Raw genomic sequence first — 17,227 nt, 5'->3', positions numbered from 1 at the left:
GCTGGATACCCGATGGGCTCACGCGGGGCGTGGCCGGTCGTGGGCGTATACGTCCTGTCGATGTGCACTAAGGCAGTACGTCGCTCGTCGCACCCCCCTTCCACGCATTCCAGTGATCTCAGGAGTGCGGCGGGGTGTAGTAGAAGACTTCCTCTCGGGTTATCTGGCCGTTGGTGACGGTGCAGAGGGAGAGCTTGGTGGTTTGGGAGTGCTTTCCGGTGCGGACGTTGAGTTGGTCGAAGGTGAAGCGGACGGCGAAGCGGTTGTCGAGGAGGAGGGGCCGACGAGGTGGATGGCCAGGTACTCGACGTCGGCGTTCAGGCGGCGGGCGTTCTCGAGGATGGCGTCGGCGCCCTTGACCTCGATCTCCTCGCCACCGGTTTCGAGGGGTGCGACGCGGACCGTCTCGGGTGCGGTCAGCGCGAGGGCCTGGTCGACGCGGCCGGTCTTCAGGGCGGTGACGTAGCGGCTGGCAACCTCGGCGGTGGTGAGGATGCGGAACTCGTCGGCGTGGTCCTCGGCCCATTCGGCGAAGGTCAGTGCGGGGTGGCCGGTGAGTTTGGTGACTGTGGTGGTGACTGGTTCGGGGTTTTCGACCAGGGAGGCCCAGTAGGCGACTGAGCTGTCGGCAAGGTCCGGGTCGGCGCCGATGTCGAGCATCGCCTGGCGGGCTTCGGTGGCGGGCATCTCTTCCACTCGCATCTGCTTGCCGATGGCACGCGCGATGGTTGCGACCTGTTCTGCCTGGGTCAGGACCTCGGGGCCGGTGAGGTCGTAGGTCCGGCCGATGTGGTGATCGTCGAGCAACGTCAGTACGGCGACCGCCGCGATGTCACGTTCGTGGATGAGGGACCGGCCGGCCTCTGGGGACGGCAACCGGACGACGTCGCCGGTGCGGAACTCCTCGGCCCAACCCTGCGCGTTCACGGCGAAGCCGCCTGGCCGCAGGAACGTCCAGTCCTTGCCCTCCTTGCGCAGCAGCTCCTCGACATCGCCCCACACCCCACCGGCCGACGCGTTCAACGACGACAGGTACACGACCCGCCGCGGCAACTCCGCGACGATCGGCGCAGCTCCATCAGCGCTGAACGACGGCCACAACAGGAAGGCCGCGTCCACGTCATCCGCGGCGCGCCGTACGGCGGCTGGATCGTAGACGTCGCCCTGGATCAGTTCGACGTCCGGTGGCAGGCCGGCCAGGTCCGGCGTACGGACCAAGGCCCGGACCGTCGCACCGGCCGCTTGCAGGCCGGCCACGACATGCCGGCCGACGCGCCCGGTGGCTCCAGTGACGAGAACGGTGGTTTTCTGCATCTCCATATGACCCACCCTTCGGCCTCAACCTTGGTTGAGGTCAAGTTGGAGTCGGTAGGGTGCCGTCATGGTCGAGTTCGTGGTGCGGGTGGTGGCCGTCGTGGTCGCCTTCCTGGTGGCGCCCTTGCTGGTCGGTCAGGCCGAGCACAAGGTGATGGCGCACATGCAGTCGCGACTCGGCCCGATGTACGCCGGTGCGTTCCACGGCTGGGCTCAACTGGTCGCGGACGGCGTGAAGTTCGTGCAGAAGGAGAGCGTGGTCCCGGCCGCCGCGGATCGGCGCGTGTTCGAGTGGGCCCCGATTGTCGCGATCCTGCCGTACCTGGCCGCGATCGCCGCGATCCCGCTGGCGCCCGGCATCGTCGGCGCCGACCTGGACTCCGGTCTGTTCTTCGTGCTTGCTGTGATGAGCATCGGCGTGCTCGGCTCGCTGATGGCGGGCTGGGGGAGCGGCAACAAGTACAGCCTGCTCGGCGGTCTCCGGGTCGCGGCGCAGCTGATGAGCTATGAGCTGCCCTTCGTGCTGTCGGCCGCGAGTGTCGCGGTCGCGGCGGGTTCGCTGAGCCTCACGGGCATCGCGGATGCCTGGAACCCGTGGTGGCTGCTCTGGCAACTGCCCGGCCTGATCGTGTTCTTCATCGCCGGCCTCGCCGAGCTGCAGCGACCGCCGTTCGACATGCCGGTCGCGGACTCCGAGGTGATCTTCGGTCCGTACACGGAGTACACCGGTCTCCGGTTCGCGATGTTCCTGCTCGCCGAGTACGCCGGCATCGTCGTACTGGCCGGCCTCACCACGGTCTTGTTCCTCGGCGGCTGGAGTGGCCCCGGGCCGGACTCCATCGGCTGGATCTGGTCGATCCTGAAGATCGCGTTCGTGTCGGTCGTAGTGATCTGGGTCCGGGTCTCGTTCCCCCGCATGCGCGCCGACCAACTCCAGAAACTGGCCTGGCAGGCCCTCGTGCCGGTGGCACTCCTCCAACTAGCACTCACCGGCATCGGGGTCACTGTCTTCTTCTAAGGTGTTGCTAGGGCCTCCGTCGGTGACAGGCGGGACGCGCGGATTGCGGGGTAGAGGCCGGCTAGGCCGCCGATGATCAGGGTGGCTGCGATACCGCCGGCCAGGGCCCATAGCGGGATCACCGTGAGCCAGTTCTGGTACGACGCGTAGCCGGCGCTGACTGCGGATCCTAGGAGGGCGCCGCCGACGCCGCCTAGTGCGGACAGCAGGAGCGACTCGGTGAGGAACTGGGTCCGGATCTGGCCCCGCGTCGCACCGAGCGACCGCCGCAACCCGATCTCCGCCCGTCGTTCCAGCACTGAGATCACCATGATGTTCGCGACCCCGACCCCGCCGACGAGGAGCGCGACCGCGCCGAGTCCGAGCAGCAGCCCGGTGAACGCCTCACCCGCGGCCTGCTTGGCGGCCAGCGCGTCGGACGGCCGGGACACCTCGACCTCGTTCGGTGCCTCCGGGTTGGCCGTTGCCCCGAGCACCGATCGGACCGCCTCCACCAGCTTGTCGTCCGATCGGGTGTAGATGGTGGTCGGATGCCCGTCGAAGCCGAGCGTGGTGTCCGCCGCGGGCCACCCCATCAGCGCGGCACTGTCCAGCTCGGGAGCCAACGCGGCCGGCTCGAGGATGCCGAGAACCGTGAACCACTTGTTGCCGATCAGCACCTGAGTGTCCGGACCCGCCTTCGTGATGCCCAGCCGTTCGGCGGCGCTCGCCCCGAGCACGGTCGCCGGGTAGCGGCCGGTCGCCGCGTCGATCCATTTGCCGCTGCGGACGGTCGCGCCGATCGTGTCGAGCAGGTTGGACCGGGCGGCGTACGCGATGATGCCGTTGGTCTCGATCGCCGGGATCTTGTTGCTCCGGTAGACCGACGCGTCGTCGACCCGGCCGACCGCCGACTGTGTCCGGACCGGTTTGATCCGGCCGACCATCGCCTCCGCGGTGAGCGGCAGTTGGGCCTGTTCGCCGGTCAGCCGGGTACCCGGCGCGACGGTCAGCAGATTGGTGCCCAGCGCATCGAGTTGGCCGTCCAGCTCGGCCCGCGAGGACGACGAGATGCCGACCACCGAGACCATCGCCGCGATCCCGATCGCGATGCCGAGCGCGGACAGGAAGGCCCGCATCGGCCGGGTCCGCAGCCCGACCGCCCCGACTCTGACGACATCCCGCGGCCACAGCTTCGCCGGTTTCAACTCGCCGGCCCTCCGCGCCGGCGTCGGCTCGCCGCTCATGTCAGCACCTCCTCGAGAATCCGGCCGTCCCGCATCCGCACCTGCCGGGGGAGTGACGCCGCGATGTCCCGGTCGTGGGTGATGATGACGACCGTCGTGCCCGCCGCATGCAGATCGCGCAGCAACTGCATCACTCCCGCTCCCGACGCGGAATCCAGCGCCCCGGTCGGCTCATCGGCCAGCAGTACGGCGGGCTCGCCCGCGACCGCCCGCGCCACCGCGACCCGTTGCCGCTCACCGCCGGAGAGCTCATGCGGTTCGTGGTCCATCCGGTGCCCGAGACCGACCCGCTCCAATGCAGCAGCCGCCCGTTTCCGCCGTACCGACGGCCGCAACCCGGAGTACAGGAGACCGTCCGCCACGTTGTCCAGCGCCCGTACGCCGGAGGCCAGATGGAACTGCTGGAACACGAACCCGATCCGGGTCGCCCGCAACGCGGACAGACCCGAGTCGGACAACCGCGCCACGTCGTACCGGTCGATCCGGACCGTGCCGGAGGTCGGCCGGTCCAGGGTGCCGAGGACGTTGAGCATCGTCGACTTGCCCGAGCCGGACGGCCCGACGATCGCGACGAGTTCGCCGCGGTCGATCCGGACGCTGACCCCGCCGAGGGCCGTCACGCCGCCCGGGTACACCTTGGTCACCTCGGTCAGTTCGATCACTTGGGGATCCCCACCACGGTGCCGGCCTTGATCCCGGTGCCGCTGATCTCGACCTGACCGTTCGCGAACAGCCCGGTCTTCACCGGTACGTAGTGCGACGCCGTACCGTCGGAGACCTCGACGCCGAATCCGCCCTCGCGCAAGGCGACCAGCGCGGACACCGGGACGGTCAGCACGTTCTTGCGTTCCGACGCGGTGAAGGTGACGTCGACGGAGGCCAGCGACCAGGCCGCCACCGCCTTTTGGTTGTCGATGGCAACGATCACCTCGACCTTGGTCTCCGGGTCCTTGTCCGGGCTCTCGGCCGGGATGATCACCGTCGACACCTTCTCCACCCGGCCCGGCACGGTCGCGCCGTCGGGGAGGGTGACGTCGACCTTCGCGTTCGGTTTCGCCAGGCGCTGGTCGGCGGCGTCGAGCTGGACCGTCACGGCCTTCTTGGTCCCGGTGTAGGTGAGGACGTTCTGGTTGGGGCCGAGTGGTGCGCCCTCCTGCGCCTCCACGCTGTCCACCCGGATGTGACCGGGTGCGAACAGGACACTGCCGAGTTCGACGACACCTGTCTCGTCCAGACCGAGGTCTTCCTGCCACTCCTCGACCGCCTCGGCTGTCGCGTCGGTGTACTCGTCGTCAACGGTGAAGCCGGTGTAACCCATCGCACTGAGGTTCTGCTCAAGCTGCAGGACGTCCGTACCCTCGGTGCCGTCTGCGAGCCTCCTGTACGCCGGCAGAGCGCCGAACAGGAGGGTGGTGGGCTTGTTGTCGACGCTGTAGACGGTGTTGCCGCGTCGGAGTTCCTGTCCACTGTCGGGTACGCCGGTGATGGTTCCGGCGGTGCGGTTGACCGCGGCGGACGTCGTACCGAAGCCGAGTTCGCCGTCTGCCGTCTCGGTGTCCTTGAGTGTCTGTTGCGCGACCTTGGCGGTGTTGACGGGTACTGCGGCGGCCGTCTGGTCCGCTGCCTGGCTGGTGTCGCCCCGGTTCACCAGGAAGGCGCTCGCTGCCCCTCCGGCGGCCAGGACGACCACAGCGGTCAGTGCTCTGCGCATCACTTACCCGCCAGGATGGGCTGGCAGGTCTCCTGCGCCTTCTGGAAGTCGGGGTCGTCACCCACACCCGGGCCGATCATGATGCCGCGCTGACCCGGCTTCGGGTCCGGGAACTTCTCCACGCCGTTGGTGCGCATGCACTCGGCGAACTTGCGGCCGTTCTCCTCCTGCTGCGGGTTCGGACCACTCTCGCCCTGCGGGTTGAACTCCTTACAGGCGTCCATCGCCTGCTGGACCTTCTCCTGCGTGACGCCCGAGCCCCTGTCGAACTTGAGCATCGGACCCTTGCCCGGCTCGGGGTCCGGCACGTTCAGCCCCTGCTCACGCAGGCACTGGGTGAACTTGATCGCCATCTCGTCCCGGCTCAGGCTCGGCGTCGCACTCGTGGGTGCGGTAGCCCCTGCTTGAGCGCCGGCTCCTGAGGCCACCTGGTTGTCGGGCTCCTCCGAGCCGCAGCCGGTCAGCAGTACGACGGCCGCCAGTGCAGCCGCGGCCAGAGTGGTCTTGCGCATCACATCTCCTTGGGGTCGGTTCTGGCCGCCAAGCCTTCGCCGCGGGCCGTTTCCCTGCCGTTTCCGAGCGCGATAACACGGAGGAAACACCGGCGTCGGGGATCATGGGTGACGTGCGGGTTCTGGTGGTCGAGGACGAACCGTTGCTGGCGGCAGCGATCGCGGAGTGGTTGCGGGACGACTCACATGCCGTCGACGTGGCCGGCGACGGCGGCGCGGCGCTGGAACGGCTGACGGTGAACGAGTACGACGTACTCGTGCTGGACCGCGACATCCCCGTCGTACACGGGGACGACGTGTGCCGCCGGTTGGTGGAGTCCGGGTCGACCACACGGGTGCTGATGCTGACGGCCGCGGCTGCTGTCACTGACCGGGTGGAGGGACTGGGCTTGGGTGCTGACGACTACCTGACCAAGCCGTTCGCCTTTGCCGAGCTGGCTGCGCGGGTGCTGGCCCTGGGGCGGCGGAGTCGTCCGGCGGATCCGCCGGTACTGCGTCGTGCCGGAGTGACCCTGGACCCGGCGCGGCACGAGGTGTTCCGGGACGGGCGGTACGTACCGCTGTCGAAGAAGGAGTTCGCCGTACTGGCGGAACTGCTGCGAGCCGACGGCGCGACCGTCTCGGCCGAACAACTGCTGGAGAAGGCATGGGACGAGCACGTGGATCCGTTCACCGGGGCGGTCCGGCTGACCATCCTGAAGCTGCGGCGGAAGCTGGGGGAGCCGGGACTGGTGGAAACCGTCACCGGCGTCGGCTATCGCATCGCCTGACCCTTCGAGGACGACTGACGCTGATCTACGCCGGCCTGTTCATGGTCGCCGGCGTACTGCTGCTGGGTGTCACCTACGTGCTGTTCAGCAACAACCTCACCGGGGGCTATCGGGTGTTGGTGCAGGGCACGTACGTCACCTCGCCTTCTCCTGGTGCGAGTCCGACACCTAAGCCGCCGAACCAACTGTTCGTGCTGAACAAGGACGGCGACACGCTGACCGGACCGGCCGCCGAGCAGGTGATTCGGGAGCAGCGGGAGCAGGTACGGCAGGCGGCAACAAAGTCCTTGCTCACCCAGGGCAGCATCGCCCTGGTGGTCGTCGGCGCGTTGGCGGCCGGCTTCGGCTGGCTGGTCGCCGGACGGGTGCTGGCACCGCTGCACCGGGTCACCGACACCGCACGACGCATCGCCGCGTCACCAGCGGCCCTGCACGAGCGGATCGACCTTCGTGGGCCTGACGACGAGGTGAAGAACCTGGCCGACGCCTTCGACACCATGGTCGAGCGGCTGGACCACTCGTTCGACGGCCAGCGCCGGTTCGTCGCCAACGCCTCCCATGAGTTGCGTACGCCGCTCACCCTCGGCCGGGCCCTGGTCGAGGTCGCGATGCATCGCCGTACGGCGTCCGCCGATGTGAAGGAACTGGGCGAGAGCCTGCTCACGATCAACGCGCGCCACGAGCAACTGATCGAGGGTCTGCTGATCCTGGCCGACTCGGAGAAGCAGCTCAAAACTGTTTACCCGGTCAACCTTGGCGATATCGTCAACCACGTCGCGGGCCAGGTCTCCGCCGACGCGGCCGCGGCCGGGGTCGAGGTGATCCGCGGACCTGGCGAGGCCCCGACCCGCGGCGACGCCCTGCTGCTCGAACGCCTGGTACACAACCTGGTGGAGAACGGAATCCGGCACAACCTGCCGGACGGCGACCGCTGGGTCCGGGTGATCAGCAAGACGGTCGGCGACCGGGTAGAGGTCGTCGTGACGAACACGGGACCCGACATCCCGCCGTACGAAGTCGAATCCCTCTTCAAACCCTTCTACCGCCTGGGCGCCGAACGCCTCGTCGGCGGCAAAGGCGCCGGCCTGGGCCTGTCCATCGTCCGCTCAGTAGCAGAAGCCCACAACGGAGCCGTGCTCGCGATACCTCGGCAGGGCGGTGGATTGGAAATTACTGTGTCATTAGCTGTCGATCCGGGGTGAGGGCGTTCGTGTAGGTGGTGTCAGCACTCACCTGGAGGTGGATATGAACCAGTACCTGCTCAGCATCTATCAGCCTGATGGGCCGGCGCCCTCGGATGAGTTTCTCGAGCCGATCATGCGTGATCTGAACGCGCTGAACGAGGAGATGCAGGCGGCCGGGGTCTGGGTGTTCGCGGCCGGGCTGCATCCGCCGGAGACCGCGACCGTGCTGAAGGCCTCGGGTGAGGAGGTGCTCGTCACCGACGGGCCGTTCACCGAGGGGAAGGAACACCTGGGCGGCTTCACAGTCATCCAGGTGGACGATCTGGACGCGGCCCTGGAGTGGGCGCGCCGGCTGGCTCGCGTTCTCGAACCGCTGTCCGTCGAGGTTCGGCCGTTCGTGACGTGAAGGTCGACATCGCGGGGGTGTTCCGGGCCGAGCACGGGCGGGCGGTCGCCGTACTGACGCGTGTGTTCGGTGACCTGGAGATCGCGGAGGACGCGGTCCAGGACGCGTTCGCGGCGGCGGTGGAGAAGTGGCCGGCGACCGGCGTACCGCCGAGCCCGGCCGGGTGGATCATCACCACCGCGCGGAACCGTGCGATCGACCGGCTGCGACGCGAGTCGGTGCGCGAGGACAAGCACGCTCAGGCGGCGTTGCTGCAGGCCGAGGACGAGCCAGTGGAGGAGGGCGTCGTGCAGGACGACCGCCTCCGGCTGATCTTCACTTGCTGCCACCCCGCGCTGGCCCTCAACGTCCGCGTCGCCCTCACGCTGCGGATGCTCGGCGGCCTGACCACGGCCGAGATCGCCCGCGCCTTCCTGGTCGCGGAGCCGACGATGGCGCAGCGGCTGGTCCGGGCCAAGGCGAAGATCCGGGCCGCCGGGATCCCGTACCGCGTCCCGTACGAGGCCGACCTCCCGGAGCGCGTCCGCGGCGTCCTCGCCGTCGTCTACCTCATCTTCAACGAGGGGTACGCCGCTTCGTCCGGCGAAACCCTCGTCCGCGACGAACTCTGCACAGAGGCGATCCGCCTCGGCCGCCTGCTGGTCGAACTGATGCCCGACGAACCCGAGGCCGTCGGCCTACTCGCCCTGATGCTCCTCCAGCACTCCCGCCGTCCGGCCCGGATCGCCCCGGACGGTTCCCTGGTCCTGCTCGCCGACCAGGACCGGGCACTGTGGGACCGCACGTTGATCGCTGAAGGCCAGGACCTGGTACGACGCTGCCTCCGCCGAAACCAGCCTGGTCCGTACCAGCTCCAGGCCGCGATCAACGTCGTACACAGTGATGCCGCGACCGCCGCCGAGACGAACTGGCGGCAGATCCTCCAGCTCTACGACCACCTACTCGCGATCGCCCCGAGCCCGGTCGTCGCACTCAACCGGGCGGTCGCACTCGCCGAGGTCGACGGCCCCGCAGCCGCCCTCGACCTGATCGACGACCTCGACCTCGGCTCCTACTACCTCTTCCACGCAATCCGCGCCGACCTCCTGGCCCGCCTGAACCGCCACCCCGAGGCCCGCTCCGCCTACCAAGCAGCCGCATCCCTCACCGCCAACCAATCAGAACAAGCCTTCCTCCACACCCGCCTAAAAACCCTCTAGCAACCCGCCCTCGCAACAAACCGCCCTCGCAGCCGGCTATGCCCGCTCCTGCGTCGCGTGCGCGCCCGGCAGCCCCTCCCACCCTTTGGCGGCTCATCGCCGCTAACCTCGTGCTGACGCCGGAAACTACCCCCATCCGCCGCACCCCAGGTCCTCCACCGACGGCGGTCAGCGCACGGCAGTGATACCCGGGCGGGAGTCGAGCATGGGGCACACTGCGAACTGTGACGGACCCTGGACACGCCCTCGACGGCCTTATCGAAACGGTTCCGTGGTCGCGGCTGGCCCACGCATATGACGTGGCGCTCGATGCGCCGCCGTGGCTTCGGGCACTCGCAGCTGGCGTGGAAGACGGTACGTCTGAGGGCCTTGAAGAGTTGGAGGACTGGCTGCTGACTGCGGTCGTGCATCAGGGGACGCCGTACTCCGCCACAGCGCCCGTCCTTTGGATTGCGCGCCGGATCCTCGGCTATGGGTCGACGCACCCGGCTCTTGCCTGGTGCCTGCTGGCCATTGGGGAGAGCGCAACAGGTTTGCGCTGGATTGCCGAGCGCGAAGCTGACCGTCCCGGCAACGAACCCGAGCCCCAGCGCAGCGCCGCGGGCCAGCCATTGTGGGCAACCTACCTGCCATTTGACCGCGAGCTCGCCCAGAAGCGGGGCAACCAAGTCGACGATGACTACTTCCTCGCAGCCCAGGCGGATGTCGTCACACTCACCGCCTGCGTCCTCGACTGGGAGCAGACGGTCGTGGATTGTATGCGCGATCGACGCTTCCTTGACGAGGCCATCGGTGCGGGAAGCGCGATGGTGCGGCTTGCGCCCTCGCCGGCCCTCGTTCACGCGTTGCATTCGCTCGTCAATGGCCCAGACGACAGCGGAAGACGTGCCGCCTCGGCGTTCGCACTTGCCGCCTCGGGTCCGGCGACGACCGACGTTGATGCCCTGATCGATCACGACGACCGCGCGATTCGGGTGGCTGCGGCGCTGGGATGCCCTGACCATCCGCAGGCCCTGAAGACTCTTGTCGGCGCGGCCGCAGACCGGAACTGGGTTCGGGCCACCTTTCCGCGTGGGTTCATAGGTCCCGAACCTTGGCTCGCGTCCGCCCTGTTGGTGGCTGTATTGGATCGCGTATCGGTCGATGCGGCGGATGGTCGGCTGGTCGATGGTCTCGAACAGCAGCTCGCGACGGTTGCGTACGGACCTTTTGGCGCTACGTATGAATGGGGACGCCTTCTTGCCTGGCTGTTCCCGGACCGCTGGCAACAGGCTGCGTACATCGACGTGCCGTCGTCTGACGATCTGTCGAACACCCAGCGCCGGCTGCTCGCCGCTCTCGCGCGCAACGACGATCCGTGGGAGCAGGGCGCGGGCAACGCAAGTCTCGTCCTCGGACAAGTTGGGCTCCCCCACGACCGTGCTGTCGTCGCCGCGCTGGCAGGCGTGGAAGTTCCCCGCCGCCGATCGTGGTGGCGTCGTCGGACTTCCTGAATCAACTGGTCAGGCCCGCTCGCGCAAGGCGACGGTACGCACCCTCATGGCGCGATGCGTGCGGTCGTGCCGACGACGGAGGTTCCGCCGGGCTGAGCCAGGGCACGGGGGTGCGGACGGGGCGTTGGGTCACACTGGCGCTGTGACGGACGTTGATCCGCAGGTGTACCTGCGGTACCTGCTCAACGAGTGGGACCCGATCGGCGTAGCGGACCTTGTGAGTGATGAGTACGACTGCCTGGTGGGTCCGCTGCTCCACAGATTGGGGTCCGGTGAAGGGCCTGCCGCCATCAGTCAGTACCTCTGGTACGAGTTGCAGGATCACTTCGGTCTCGACCCGGCTGACCACGACGTGGACGGCCTGGCCAACCGCCTGGTCGCGTGGGCAGCCATCTGCCTGTGACGCTCTCATCCGCCGCGACGCGTGCGGTCATGCCGAATTCGGTGGGCTCTGCGCTGGCGGCATCATGAGCGCGTGGACATTACGGGTCGGCCGAACGTGTGGGGCGGTAGGTCTGGCGACGCTTTCGCCGAGCGTGTGCGCGAAGTCGTGAACGACTGTGGTCGCACGGCGAACGTTGACGTGACTCCCGTCAGTGAGCAGATCGCCTCGTCCGGGGGGTACTTGGTCCGGGTTTCGGTCCACGAGGGTCCTGGCCTTCTTTATGAAGTCGCGGACTGGGTGCAAGGCGCTCGGGTTATGGATCCCGATGGCGAGGACCTGACCCTCGAGGAGGCACTCCGCTATCTGAGGCTTCGGATCATAGGCCTCTCACCTTCAGAAGCCCTCAAACAATGTTGAGAGTCGGGTGCCTCGATCCGCCGACTAGCCTCGTCGGATGCGGCCATCCATCGAGGACGTCTGGCGCCCTGTCGACGACGACGAGGCTTGGGATCCGTTCAATGCTCGCTTCGAGTTCAGGCCGAACTACCACGAGCAGACGCAGCCGGCCATTCGACTGCCCGATCGCTGCCTTGTGGTCGACCTAAGAACCCTCTAACCGCCCACCCGCATAGCCAGCTGCCCGCGCAGCCGGCTATGCCCGATCCTGCGTCGCGTGCTCGCCCGGCAGCCCCACCAACCCTCAGGCGCGGCTGGTCGCCGCTGACTTTCCCCGACCGTCGGCCGGTCGGTCTGTCGTGGGACAGTCGCCACTTCCAGTCTCCAGTCGCGGGGTCCTCCGCATCCGAGACCGACATGATCGTCAGCGGGCTCGACATCAGGGCGTCGTCCACGGACTCCGCTACGCGCACCCGCGGCCCGGACACCTCCTCGGCCTTCTCCTTGGTCCGGTTCCATACCGTCACCAGGCCGCCCGAGGCCTTCAGCCCTTCCAGCAGCGCGGTGCCCATGGCTCCGGTCCCGATCACTGACACATCGCTCATCTGACAGCCTCCCAACCGGGGGCGACGCAACCGACCGCCCGTCCACGCGCGGCGACTTCACCTGCCTCGATTGTTTCCACCGCAAGGTCTGGGGCAATCGTTCGTGACTACGGAACGTCCGCACATCGCCGCGGCTCGCGCGGGCGTGGTGATGTCAGGGCGTTAGTAGGTTGGCGTGGTCGCGTACCCATCGTGCCTCGGCGGCGGCGCGCTCCTGGCTGCCCTCGGCTACCCAGGTCCGCTGTGGCTCGACACCGGCCTTGGCCAGGGACAACTCCATGGCCATGGTTGTCTCCATCCGGGTGGCGATCGCCTCGGCTATGTCGAAGGACGGCAAACCGCCGTACGTCTGCAGGAAGGCGCGTACCCGCGCGGCCCGATCGGGCACGGTCGGGAAGTGGTGCCAGGTCAGCGCCATCTCGTCGCTGCGGGCGGGGGTGAACCATTGAAGTGCGTAGGCGACGTCATCGAGCCGCGGTCCGCGATGCAGAAAGTCCCAGTCGATCAGGCCGACGGCCTCGTCGCCGTGCCACACCATGTTCCAGGGGCCGACATCACCGTGACACCAGACGGTCTCCGCCTCGGATTCCACGTCGGGCGCACAGAAGACCGCATCCGGTGGTGGCTGCCAGCCGATGGATGCGTCGTGGATTGTCCGCAGCAGCCGGGCCGCAGAACGTAGCCCAGCCTCGGAGTGCTGGTGCGCCCAGCCGTCGGCGCCGGAGTCACCCTCGATGACCACGAGCCGTTCGACGTTGCCGTCGACAGCAATCGGTTCTGGAACGCACGTGAGTCCTTGTCCGCGCAAGTACCGCAGGAACGCATGTACGGTCGGCGACCAGGAAGAAGCGGGTCTGGTGACGACACCGTCCTTGATCGAGATCGGGCGCAGAGCATCGATGTCGTCGTCGGTCGGGGCCACGAACGGACCCTAGCCGCGACCAGTCAGCCGGCGCATCGGGAATTGTTGTCGCTCCGCCGACAAGGGTCACGTCTTCGCGCCGGATGGTGACTACTGCTCGGGACCGAACTCCTGAGCTGGCTGCCGCGCCACCCGCAGGGCAACTGTTGGAGCCTTGCGCCCGGTACCTTCGGTCCGTGAGCCGGGATGAAGTGCGTGGACGGGTGGAGGCCTTCGTAGCTGACTTTCATCGGGGGTGGGAGCGGGCCGGCAGGCCGCCTGGGTCGAACTTCGAGCAAGCGGCTGTGGCGTGGGCTGGTGAGCTGGCGGTGGTTGTCGGTGCTCATTTCACGACCGGGGCCAGCACTGGCGAGGAGGGTGTGCTCAGTGGGAGCTCGGCGCATGATCCGTCACTCGAGACGATCACTGAGGTGAAGGTCGAGGCTGATCGCGCGACTGTGTGCTCGGTGGTGGAGAACGGTTCGGTGCCGACGTACTACGAATACCGGCTTGTGCGCGTGGACGAGCAGTGGAGGATCTGTTAGCTTCTCCGCTTCCTGGACCCACCGGGATCCCCGCTGGTCGACCCCGCCGAGGCCGAGGCCTTGCTCAACTCAGCGAGCTTGGACGCTGAACTGTCCGAGGTGCGCTCAGACCTGGAACTCAACGTGGCAGGTCTGTTCGCGGCGGGGCGCCAGGTCGCACTGTTGGGCGAAACTGTCTCGCTCGAGGTCGTCAGCCTCGGAGAGGTGACATGCGGCTCCGGGGTGCTCACCGTCCGAGACTTCGGGTACGGCGATTTTGACCTGGAACCGATGGCCCGCCGGTTGGACGCCGGCACATACCGGGTCGAGGTCTCCACAGCCGCAGGCACGAACGTCGCACTGCGCCTGCTCATCTCCGAGGAACCGGCGATCAGTTGGCATCCTGCCGAGCTGACCGGGGGATCGAACATCGTTGGGGTGGATTACGGCAACGTGGCGATCCTCGATCTCGCGACGCTCGCGCGTTGCGAAGCTCAGCAGATCGAGGAGTTGTTTCAGGAGCAGTCCACGCGGCTTCTGGATGCTGCAGGCACGGTGTTCAGTCTCACCGGCGACGTGAACGATGCGGTCATGGTGACAAGTGGCTTCGGCGACGGCGCCTACCCGTGCTACTGGGGAGTGGCTGAGGACGGCACGATCGCGTCGCTTGTCGTCGACTTCCTGGTGCTCGCCGAAGACAGGGTTCGCGTGGTCGCCGTACCTTGGCGGCTGGGGAAGGTGAATTCCCCTGAGTTGGCTGATCACGACCTCGAGGTCAGCGCCGATGGTGGGTCGTACGTCGTCAGTCGCCGAGGTCACGTGATCAGCAAGATCCGGGTTCTGTCACCTGATGGCACCGTGCTCATGGACGGAGACCGGCTGGGTCTCAGCCAGATCGGCGACATGCACAGCCAGACGTGGAAACCGGAAGCAGCACCGCCAGCAGACTCGATCCTCGAGCTCACCCTGCATCGGGGTTACAGACACATCTGACACGACCAGCCGCAGCCTGTGGGCGCGCGTGGCACGGGCGAGGTTCGAGGAGGCGTCCGCGATACTCGTGGCTGTGTCCGAAGACCTCAGGATCGCGGTCCTTCTGTCGCTGCAGCGAGCCCTGTGGCAGCAGGTAACTCCTGATCTACGGGGTGTCGCAGTCACCTGGACCGGAGAGCTGGATGCGGGCGCAGACGTCCGGGTCCGCTTTCTCTACGAAGGTGCAGTAGCTGACCTGCAGAAGGAGTGCGTCTCCGAGGCCGAAACATACTTCGCAGCCGACTTCGGTGAGGACCTGTCCACGGTCTTCACCGCCGTCCCGGACGCCGGCCTCGAACTGGAGCAGGATGAGGAGTGGGTGTTCCTTCGTTGGGAGCCCACCCCGGAGATGCCTGATCGCCCGGTCACACCTCTCTGAACCAACCGAGCGTTCTCGTTCAGTACCTCAGGAGTTCTTTTGCTTCTCGAGGCGGCGGCGGCTGAGGTGGCCGAGGGCGGCGCCTGTGTAGGCGCCGATGAGGGCGGTGACGGGGCTCATGAAGACGGCCGAGTCGGTCCATTCGTAGTGGTCGGGGGCGGTGGCGAACCAGGCGAAGGCGACGGTGGCGACGACCATCACCAGAGCACCGATCCCGGCGCCCGCGAGTGGCCGATATCTCCCCATCTCCCCGACGGTAGGTGCAGTGACGGTATGTGGGAAGTGGGGTTGGCGGGATCGGGGGTTCAGTAGGGTCGGGGGATGGCTGGGGAGATGTTTGAGGTGGTTTGTGAGGTGGAGCCGCCGACGCGGCCGGATTTGAAGAAGGTGCGGCATCAGATCGGGGTGATGAGTCCGATCGCGGATGCGTTCCTGATCCCGGACAACCACATCGGGCGGGCGACGGTGTCGAGCGTGGCGGTCGCGAACGAGGTGCAGGCGATGGGGTCGCGCGGGATCGCGTGCCTCAACTCGCGGGACCGGAACCTGCTCGGTTTCCGCCGCGACCTGCTCACTGCGGCGGCGTACGGCGTGGAGCAGTTCCTGTTCGTGCACGGGGACGACCCGGCCGAGGGTGCGCGGACCAGCCAGCTGACCGTTCGGACGATGATCGAGCAGGCGCGTGACACGTCGTACCCGGGCTGCAAGCCGTTCCAGGTGGGTGCGGCGACCCGGTTGCGGCCGGTGCCGCGGTGGAAGGCTGAGGCCGACTTCCTGTACGTCCAGGTCAGCTACGACCTGGACGAGCTGCTGCGCTGGCGGGACAGCGTCGTACTGGATATTCCGGTGTACGCCGGGGTCATGGTGCTCGCCAGCGCGAAGATGGCCCAGGCTCTCGCTGCCCTGCCCCAGCTGACCATCCCGGACGCCCTGATCGAGGCGGTCGAGCGGGACCGGGACGCCGGTGTCGATCACGCGTGTGAGCTGATCCGGAAGATCCGTGACTCGGGGGCCTTCGAGGGCGTTCACCTGATACCGGTCAGCCGATACCGGCAGGTTGCCGCCCGCCTGGAGCGCGAACTCTGACCTGGGTCGCACCGGATCGGGCCGGAACCGACTAGTGTCCTGCTAGCAGGGGTCCTACTGACGGGAGGAGGAGGCGTGGGCATACCTGGCAAGGGGTTGATCGAGGGGCTGAAGGTCACGGCCAAGACACTGGCCCGCCGCTCCGTCACCGAGCAGTACCCCGATGTCCAGCCGGAGCTGCCGCCGCGGTCCCGGGGCGTGATCGCGCTGCTGGAGGAGAACTGCACCTCCTGCATGCTGTGTGCCCGCGAGTGCCCGAGCTGGTGCATCTACATCGACTCGCACACCGAGACCGCGCCGTCGGTCGGTGAGCAGGCGCGCGAGCGCAGCCGGAACGTGCTGGACCGGTTCGCGATCGATTTCAGCCTCTGCATGTACTGCGGGATCTGCATCGAGGCCTGCCCGTTCGACGCGCTGTTCTGGTCGCCGGAGTTCGAGTACGCCGAGACCGACATCCGCAACCTGACCCACGAGAAGGACCGCCTGCGCGACTGGATGTGGACCGTCCCCGCACCCCAGCCGATCGACCCGGGCCCCACAGTCACGCCCGCGCCAGAGACGGCGACCTCCTCGGAGGGCGAGGCGTGACGACTGCACTCTTCAGCGTTGCCGGAGCAGTCGCCCTCATCGCCTCCGTCATCGTCGTCACCTCCCGCCGGATCGTGCACGCCGCCCTCTGGCTGGTCGTCGCCCTCGGTGCGATCGCCGGTTGCTTCGGTGCCTTGCACGCCGAGTTCGTCGCGCTGGTCCAGATCCTGGTGTACGTCGGTGCGATCGTCGTACTGGTCCTCTTCGCGCTGATGCTCACCAAGGCGCCGACGAATCCGCTGCCCGCGCTGACCACTCGCCGGAGTCCGTTCGCCGCCGGCGTGGCCGCCGTCCTGGCGGTGCTCCTCGGCACCGGCGTGGTGATTGCCTTCGGCAACGAGAAGATCAAGCCCGTGCCGGACGGCTCCGCGGAGGCTGTGGGCACAGCGGTCTTCAAGACTTGGGTACTGCCCTTCGAAGTCCTGTCGGTCCTGTTGCTGGCCGCGTTGATCGGTGCGATCGCCTTGTCCCAGCGGAAGAAGGCGGAGGAGGACTGAC

At 67.6% G+C, this 17,227-nt stretch carries 20 protein-coding genes and 2 pseudogenes; 14 read left to right on the top strand and 8 right to left on the bottom strand.

All coding sequences use genetic code 11. The features are described 5' to 3' along the window. Positions 1–159 precede the first annotated feature (159 nt). The gene (locus V9K99_RS11845; protein WP_337004100.1) at positions 160–1,320 is read right to left on the bottom strand and encodes an SDR family oxidoreductase; all 1,161 of its coding nucleotides are present in this window, start codon (positions 1,318–1,320) and stop codon (positions 160–162) included. Positions 1,321–1,381: 61 nt separating this feature from the next. On the opposite strand from V9K99_RS11845, the gene V9K99_RS11840 reads away from it, so the two are divergent. Next, positions 1,382–2,332: a complex I subunit 1/NuoH family protein gene (locus V9K99_RS11840; RefSeq protein WP_337004098.1), complete on the top strand. Its 951-nt coding sequence runs from the start codon at positions 1,382–1,384 to the stop codon at positions 2,330–2,332. Here the strand turns inward: V9K99_RS11840 and V9K99_RS11835 are convergent. The 4 genes from V9K99_RS11835 to V9K99_RS11820 are packed head-to-tail and all read right to left on the bottom strand — an operon-like array spanning position 2,329 to position 5,781. Further along, positions 2,329–3,558 carry an ABC transporter permease gene (locus V9K99_RS11835; RefSeq protein ID WP_337004096.1) on the bottom strand — a complete coding sequence of 410 codons (1,230 nt, stop codon included), beginning with the start codon at positions 3,556–3,558 and terminating at the stop codon, positions 2,329–2,331. The two genes, V9K99_RS11840 and V9K99_RS11835, sit on opposite strands and share 4 nt — an antisense overlap. Continuing rightward, complete coding sequence (locus V9K99_RS11830; protein ID WP_337004094.1) at positions 3,555–4,220, bottom strand: ABC transporter ATP-binding protein; 666 nt, start codon at positions 4,218–4,220, stop codon at positions 3,555–3,557. Before V9K99_RS11830 ends, V9K99_RS11835 begins: the two co-directional genes overlap by 4 nt. Beyond that, the gene (locus V9K99_RS11825; protein ID WP_337004092.1) at positions 4,217–5,269 is read right to left on the bottom strand and encodes a peptidoglycan-binding protein; all 1,053 of its coding nucleotides are present in this window, start codon (positions 5,267–5,269) and stop codon (positions 4,217–4,219) included. Before V9K99_RS11825 ends, V9K99_RS11830 begins: the two co-directional genes overlap by 4 nt. Further along, on the bottom strand, positions 5,269–5,781 hold the full coding sequence (locus V9K99_RS11820; RefSeq protein ID WP_337004090.1) for a hypothetical protein: 513 nt from the start codon (positions 5,779–5,781) through the stop codon (positions 5,269–5,271). The genes V9K99_RS11825 and V9K99_RS11820 overlap by 1 nt, the downstream gene beginning before the upstream one ends. Positions 5,782–5,894: 113 nt before the next feature. Here V9K99_RS11820 and V9K99_RS11815 point away from each other — a divergent pair, with 113 nt between their 5' ends. The 7 genes from V9K99_RS11815 (at position 5,895) to V9K99_RS11785 (ending at position 11,834) form a co-directional block, all read left to right on the top strand. After that, positions 5,895–6,551, top strand: a complete 657-nt coding sequence (locus V9K99_RS11815; protein ID WP_337004088.1) for a response regulator transcription factor — start codon at positions 5,895–5,897, stop codon at positions 6,549–6,551. Positions 6,552–6,592: 41 nt separating this feature from the next. Then, complete coding sequence (locus V9K99_RS11810; protein ID WP_337004086.1) at positions 6,593–7,753, top strand: sensor histidine kinase; 1,161 nt, start codon at positions 6,593–6,595, stop codon at positions 7,751–7,753. 43 nt (positions 7,754–7,796) lie between these two features. Further along, a complete protein-coding gene (locus tag V9K99_RS11805) occupies positions 7,797–8,141 on the top strand; it encodes a YciI family protein (RefSeq protein ID WP_337004084.1) in 345 nt (114 codons plus the stop codon). Further along, positions 8,138–9,340 (top strand): RNA polymerase sigma factor, encoded by a 1,203-nt coding sequence (locus V9K99_RS11800; protein WP_337004082.1) that lies wholly within the window; start codon positions 8,138–8,140, stop codon positions 9,338–9,340. The genes V9K99_RS11805 and V9K99_RS11800 overlap by 4 nt, the downstream gene beginning before the upstream one ends. A 224-nt stretch (positions 9,341–9,564) precedes the next feature. Beyond that, complete coding sequence (locus tag V9K99_RS11795; protein ID WP_337004080.1) at positions 9,565–10,833, top strand: hypothetical protein; 1,269 nt, start codon at positions 9,565–9,567, stop codon at positions 10,831–10,833. Positions 10,834–10,975: 142 nt separating this feature from the next. After that, positions 10,976–11,236: a hypothetical protein gene (locus V9K99_RS11790; protein WP_337004078.1), complete on the top strand. Its 261-nt coding sequence runs from the start codon at positions 10,976–10,978 to the stop codon at positions 11,234–11,236. 436 nt (positions 11,237–11,672) lie between these two features. Further along, complete coding sequence (locus tag V9K99_RS11785; protein ID WP_337004077.1) at positions 11,673–11,834, top strand: DUF2716 domain-containing protein; 162 nt, start codon at positions 11,673–11,675, stop codon at positions 11,832–11,834. A 190-nt stretch (positions 11,835–12,024) separates the two neighbouring features. Here V9K99_RS11785 and V9K99_RS11780 read toward each other — a convergent pair. Both V9K99_RS11780 and V9K99_RS11775 read right to left on the bottom strand, forming a co-directional pair. After that, positions 12,025–12,219 (bottom strand): annotated as a pseudogene (locus V9K99_RS11780) (NAD(P)-binding domain-containing protein); the annotation flags it as partial. 154 nt (positions 12,220–12,373) lie between these two features. Next, positions 12,374–13,141 carry an aminoglycoside phosphotransferase family protein gene (locus V9K99_RS11775; RefSeq protein ID WP_337004075.1) on the bottom strand — a complete coding sequence of 256 codons (768 nt, stop codon included), beginning with the start codon at positions 13,139–13,141 and terminating at the stop codon, positions 12,374–12,376. 176 nt (positions 13,142–13,317) lie between these two features. Between V9K99_RS11775 and V9K99_RS11770 the strand changes: the two genes are divergently transcribed. The 3 genes from V9K99_RS11770 to V9K99_RS11760 all read left to right on the top strand — a co-directional run bounded on the left by V9K99_RS11770 (position 13,318) and on the right by V9K99_RS11760 (position 15,055). Continuing rightward, positions 13,318–13,665 carry a hypothetical protein gene (locus tag V9K99_RS11770; protein WP_337004073.1) on the top strand — a complete coding sequence of 116 codons (348 nt, stop codon included), beginning with the start codon at positions 13,318–13,320 and terminating at the stop codon, positions 13,663–13,665. 78 nt (positions 13,666–13,743) lie between these two features. After that, positions 13,744–14,637 (top strand): DUF4241 domain-containing protein, encoded by an 894-nt coding sequence (locus tag V9K99_RS11765; protein WP_337004071.1) that lies wholly within the window; start codon positions 13,744–13,746, stop codon positions 14,635–14,637. 73 nt (positions 14,638–14,710) lie between these two features. Further along, complete coding sequence (locus V9K99_RS11760; protein ID WP_337004069.1) at positions 14,711–15,055, top strand: hypothetical protein; 345 nt, start codon at positions 14,711–14,713, stop codon at positions 15,053–15,055. A 27-nt stretch (positions 15,056–15,082) separates the two neighbouring features. Here V9K99_RS11760 and V9K99_RS11755 read toward each other — a convergent pair whose 3' ends face one another. Then, positions 15,083–15,301, bottom strand: coding sequence for a hypothetical protein (locus tag V9K99_RS11755; protein ID WP_337004067.1), 219 nt, complete (start codon positions 15,299–15,301; stop codon positions 15,083–15,085). Between the two features lie 75 nt (positions 15,302–15,376). On the opposite strand from V9K99_RS11755, the gene V9K99_RS11750 reads away from it, so the two are divergent. The 3 genes and pseudogenes from V9K99_RS11750 to V9K99_RS11740 all read left to right on the top strand — a co-directional run bounded on the left by V9K99_RS11750 (position 15,377) and on the right by V9K99_RS11740 (position 17,226). Then, positions 15,377–16,141 carry a methylenetetrahydrofolate reductase gene (locus tag V9K99_RS11750; RefSeq protein ID WP_337004065.1) on the top strand — a complete coding sequence of 255 codons (765 nt, stop codon included), beginning with the start codon at positions 15,377–15,379 and terminating at the stop codon, positions 16,139–16,141. Positions 16,142–16,339: 198 nt separating this feature from the next. Further along, positions 16,340–16,567 (top strand): annotated as a pseudogene (locus tag V9K99_RS11745) (4Fe-4S binding protein); the annotation flags it as partial. Between the two features lie 158 nt (positions 16,568–16,725). Next, complete coding sequence (locus V9K99_RS11740) at positions 16,726–17,226, top strand: NADH-quinone oxidoreductase subunit J family protein (RefSeq protein WP_337004063.1); 501 nt, start codon at positions 16,726–16,728, stop codon at positions 17,224–17,226. Position 17,227 lies beyond the last annotated feature (1 nt).

The sequence above is a fragment of the Kribbella sp. CCNWLW201 genome, assembly GCF_037203805.1.
Classification (GTDB): Bacteria; Actinomycetota; Actinomycetes; order Propionibacteriales; family Kribbellaceae; genus Kribbella.
Note: the sequence above shows the minus strand (reverse complement) of the source record. Positions and strands in the feature narration are given on the sequence as shown.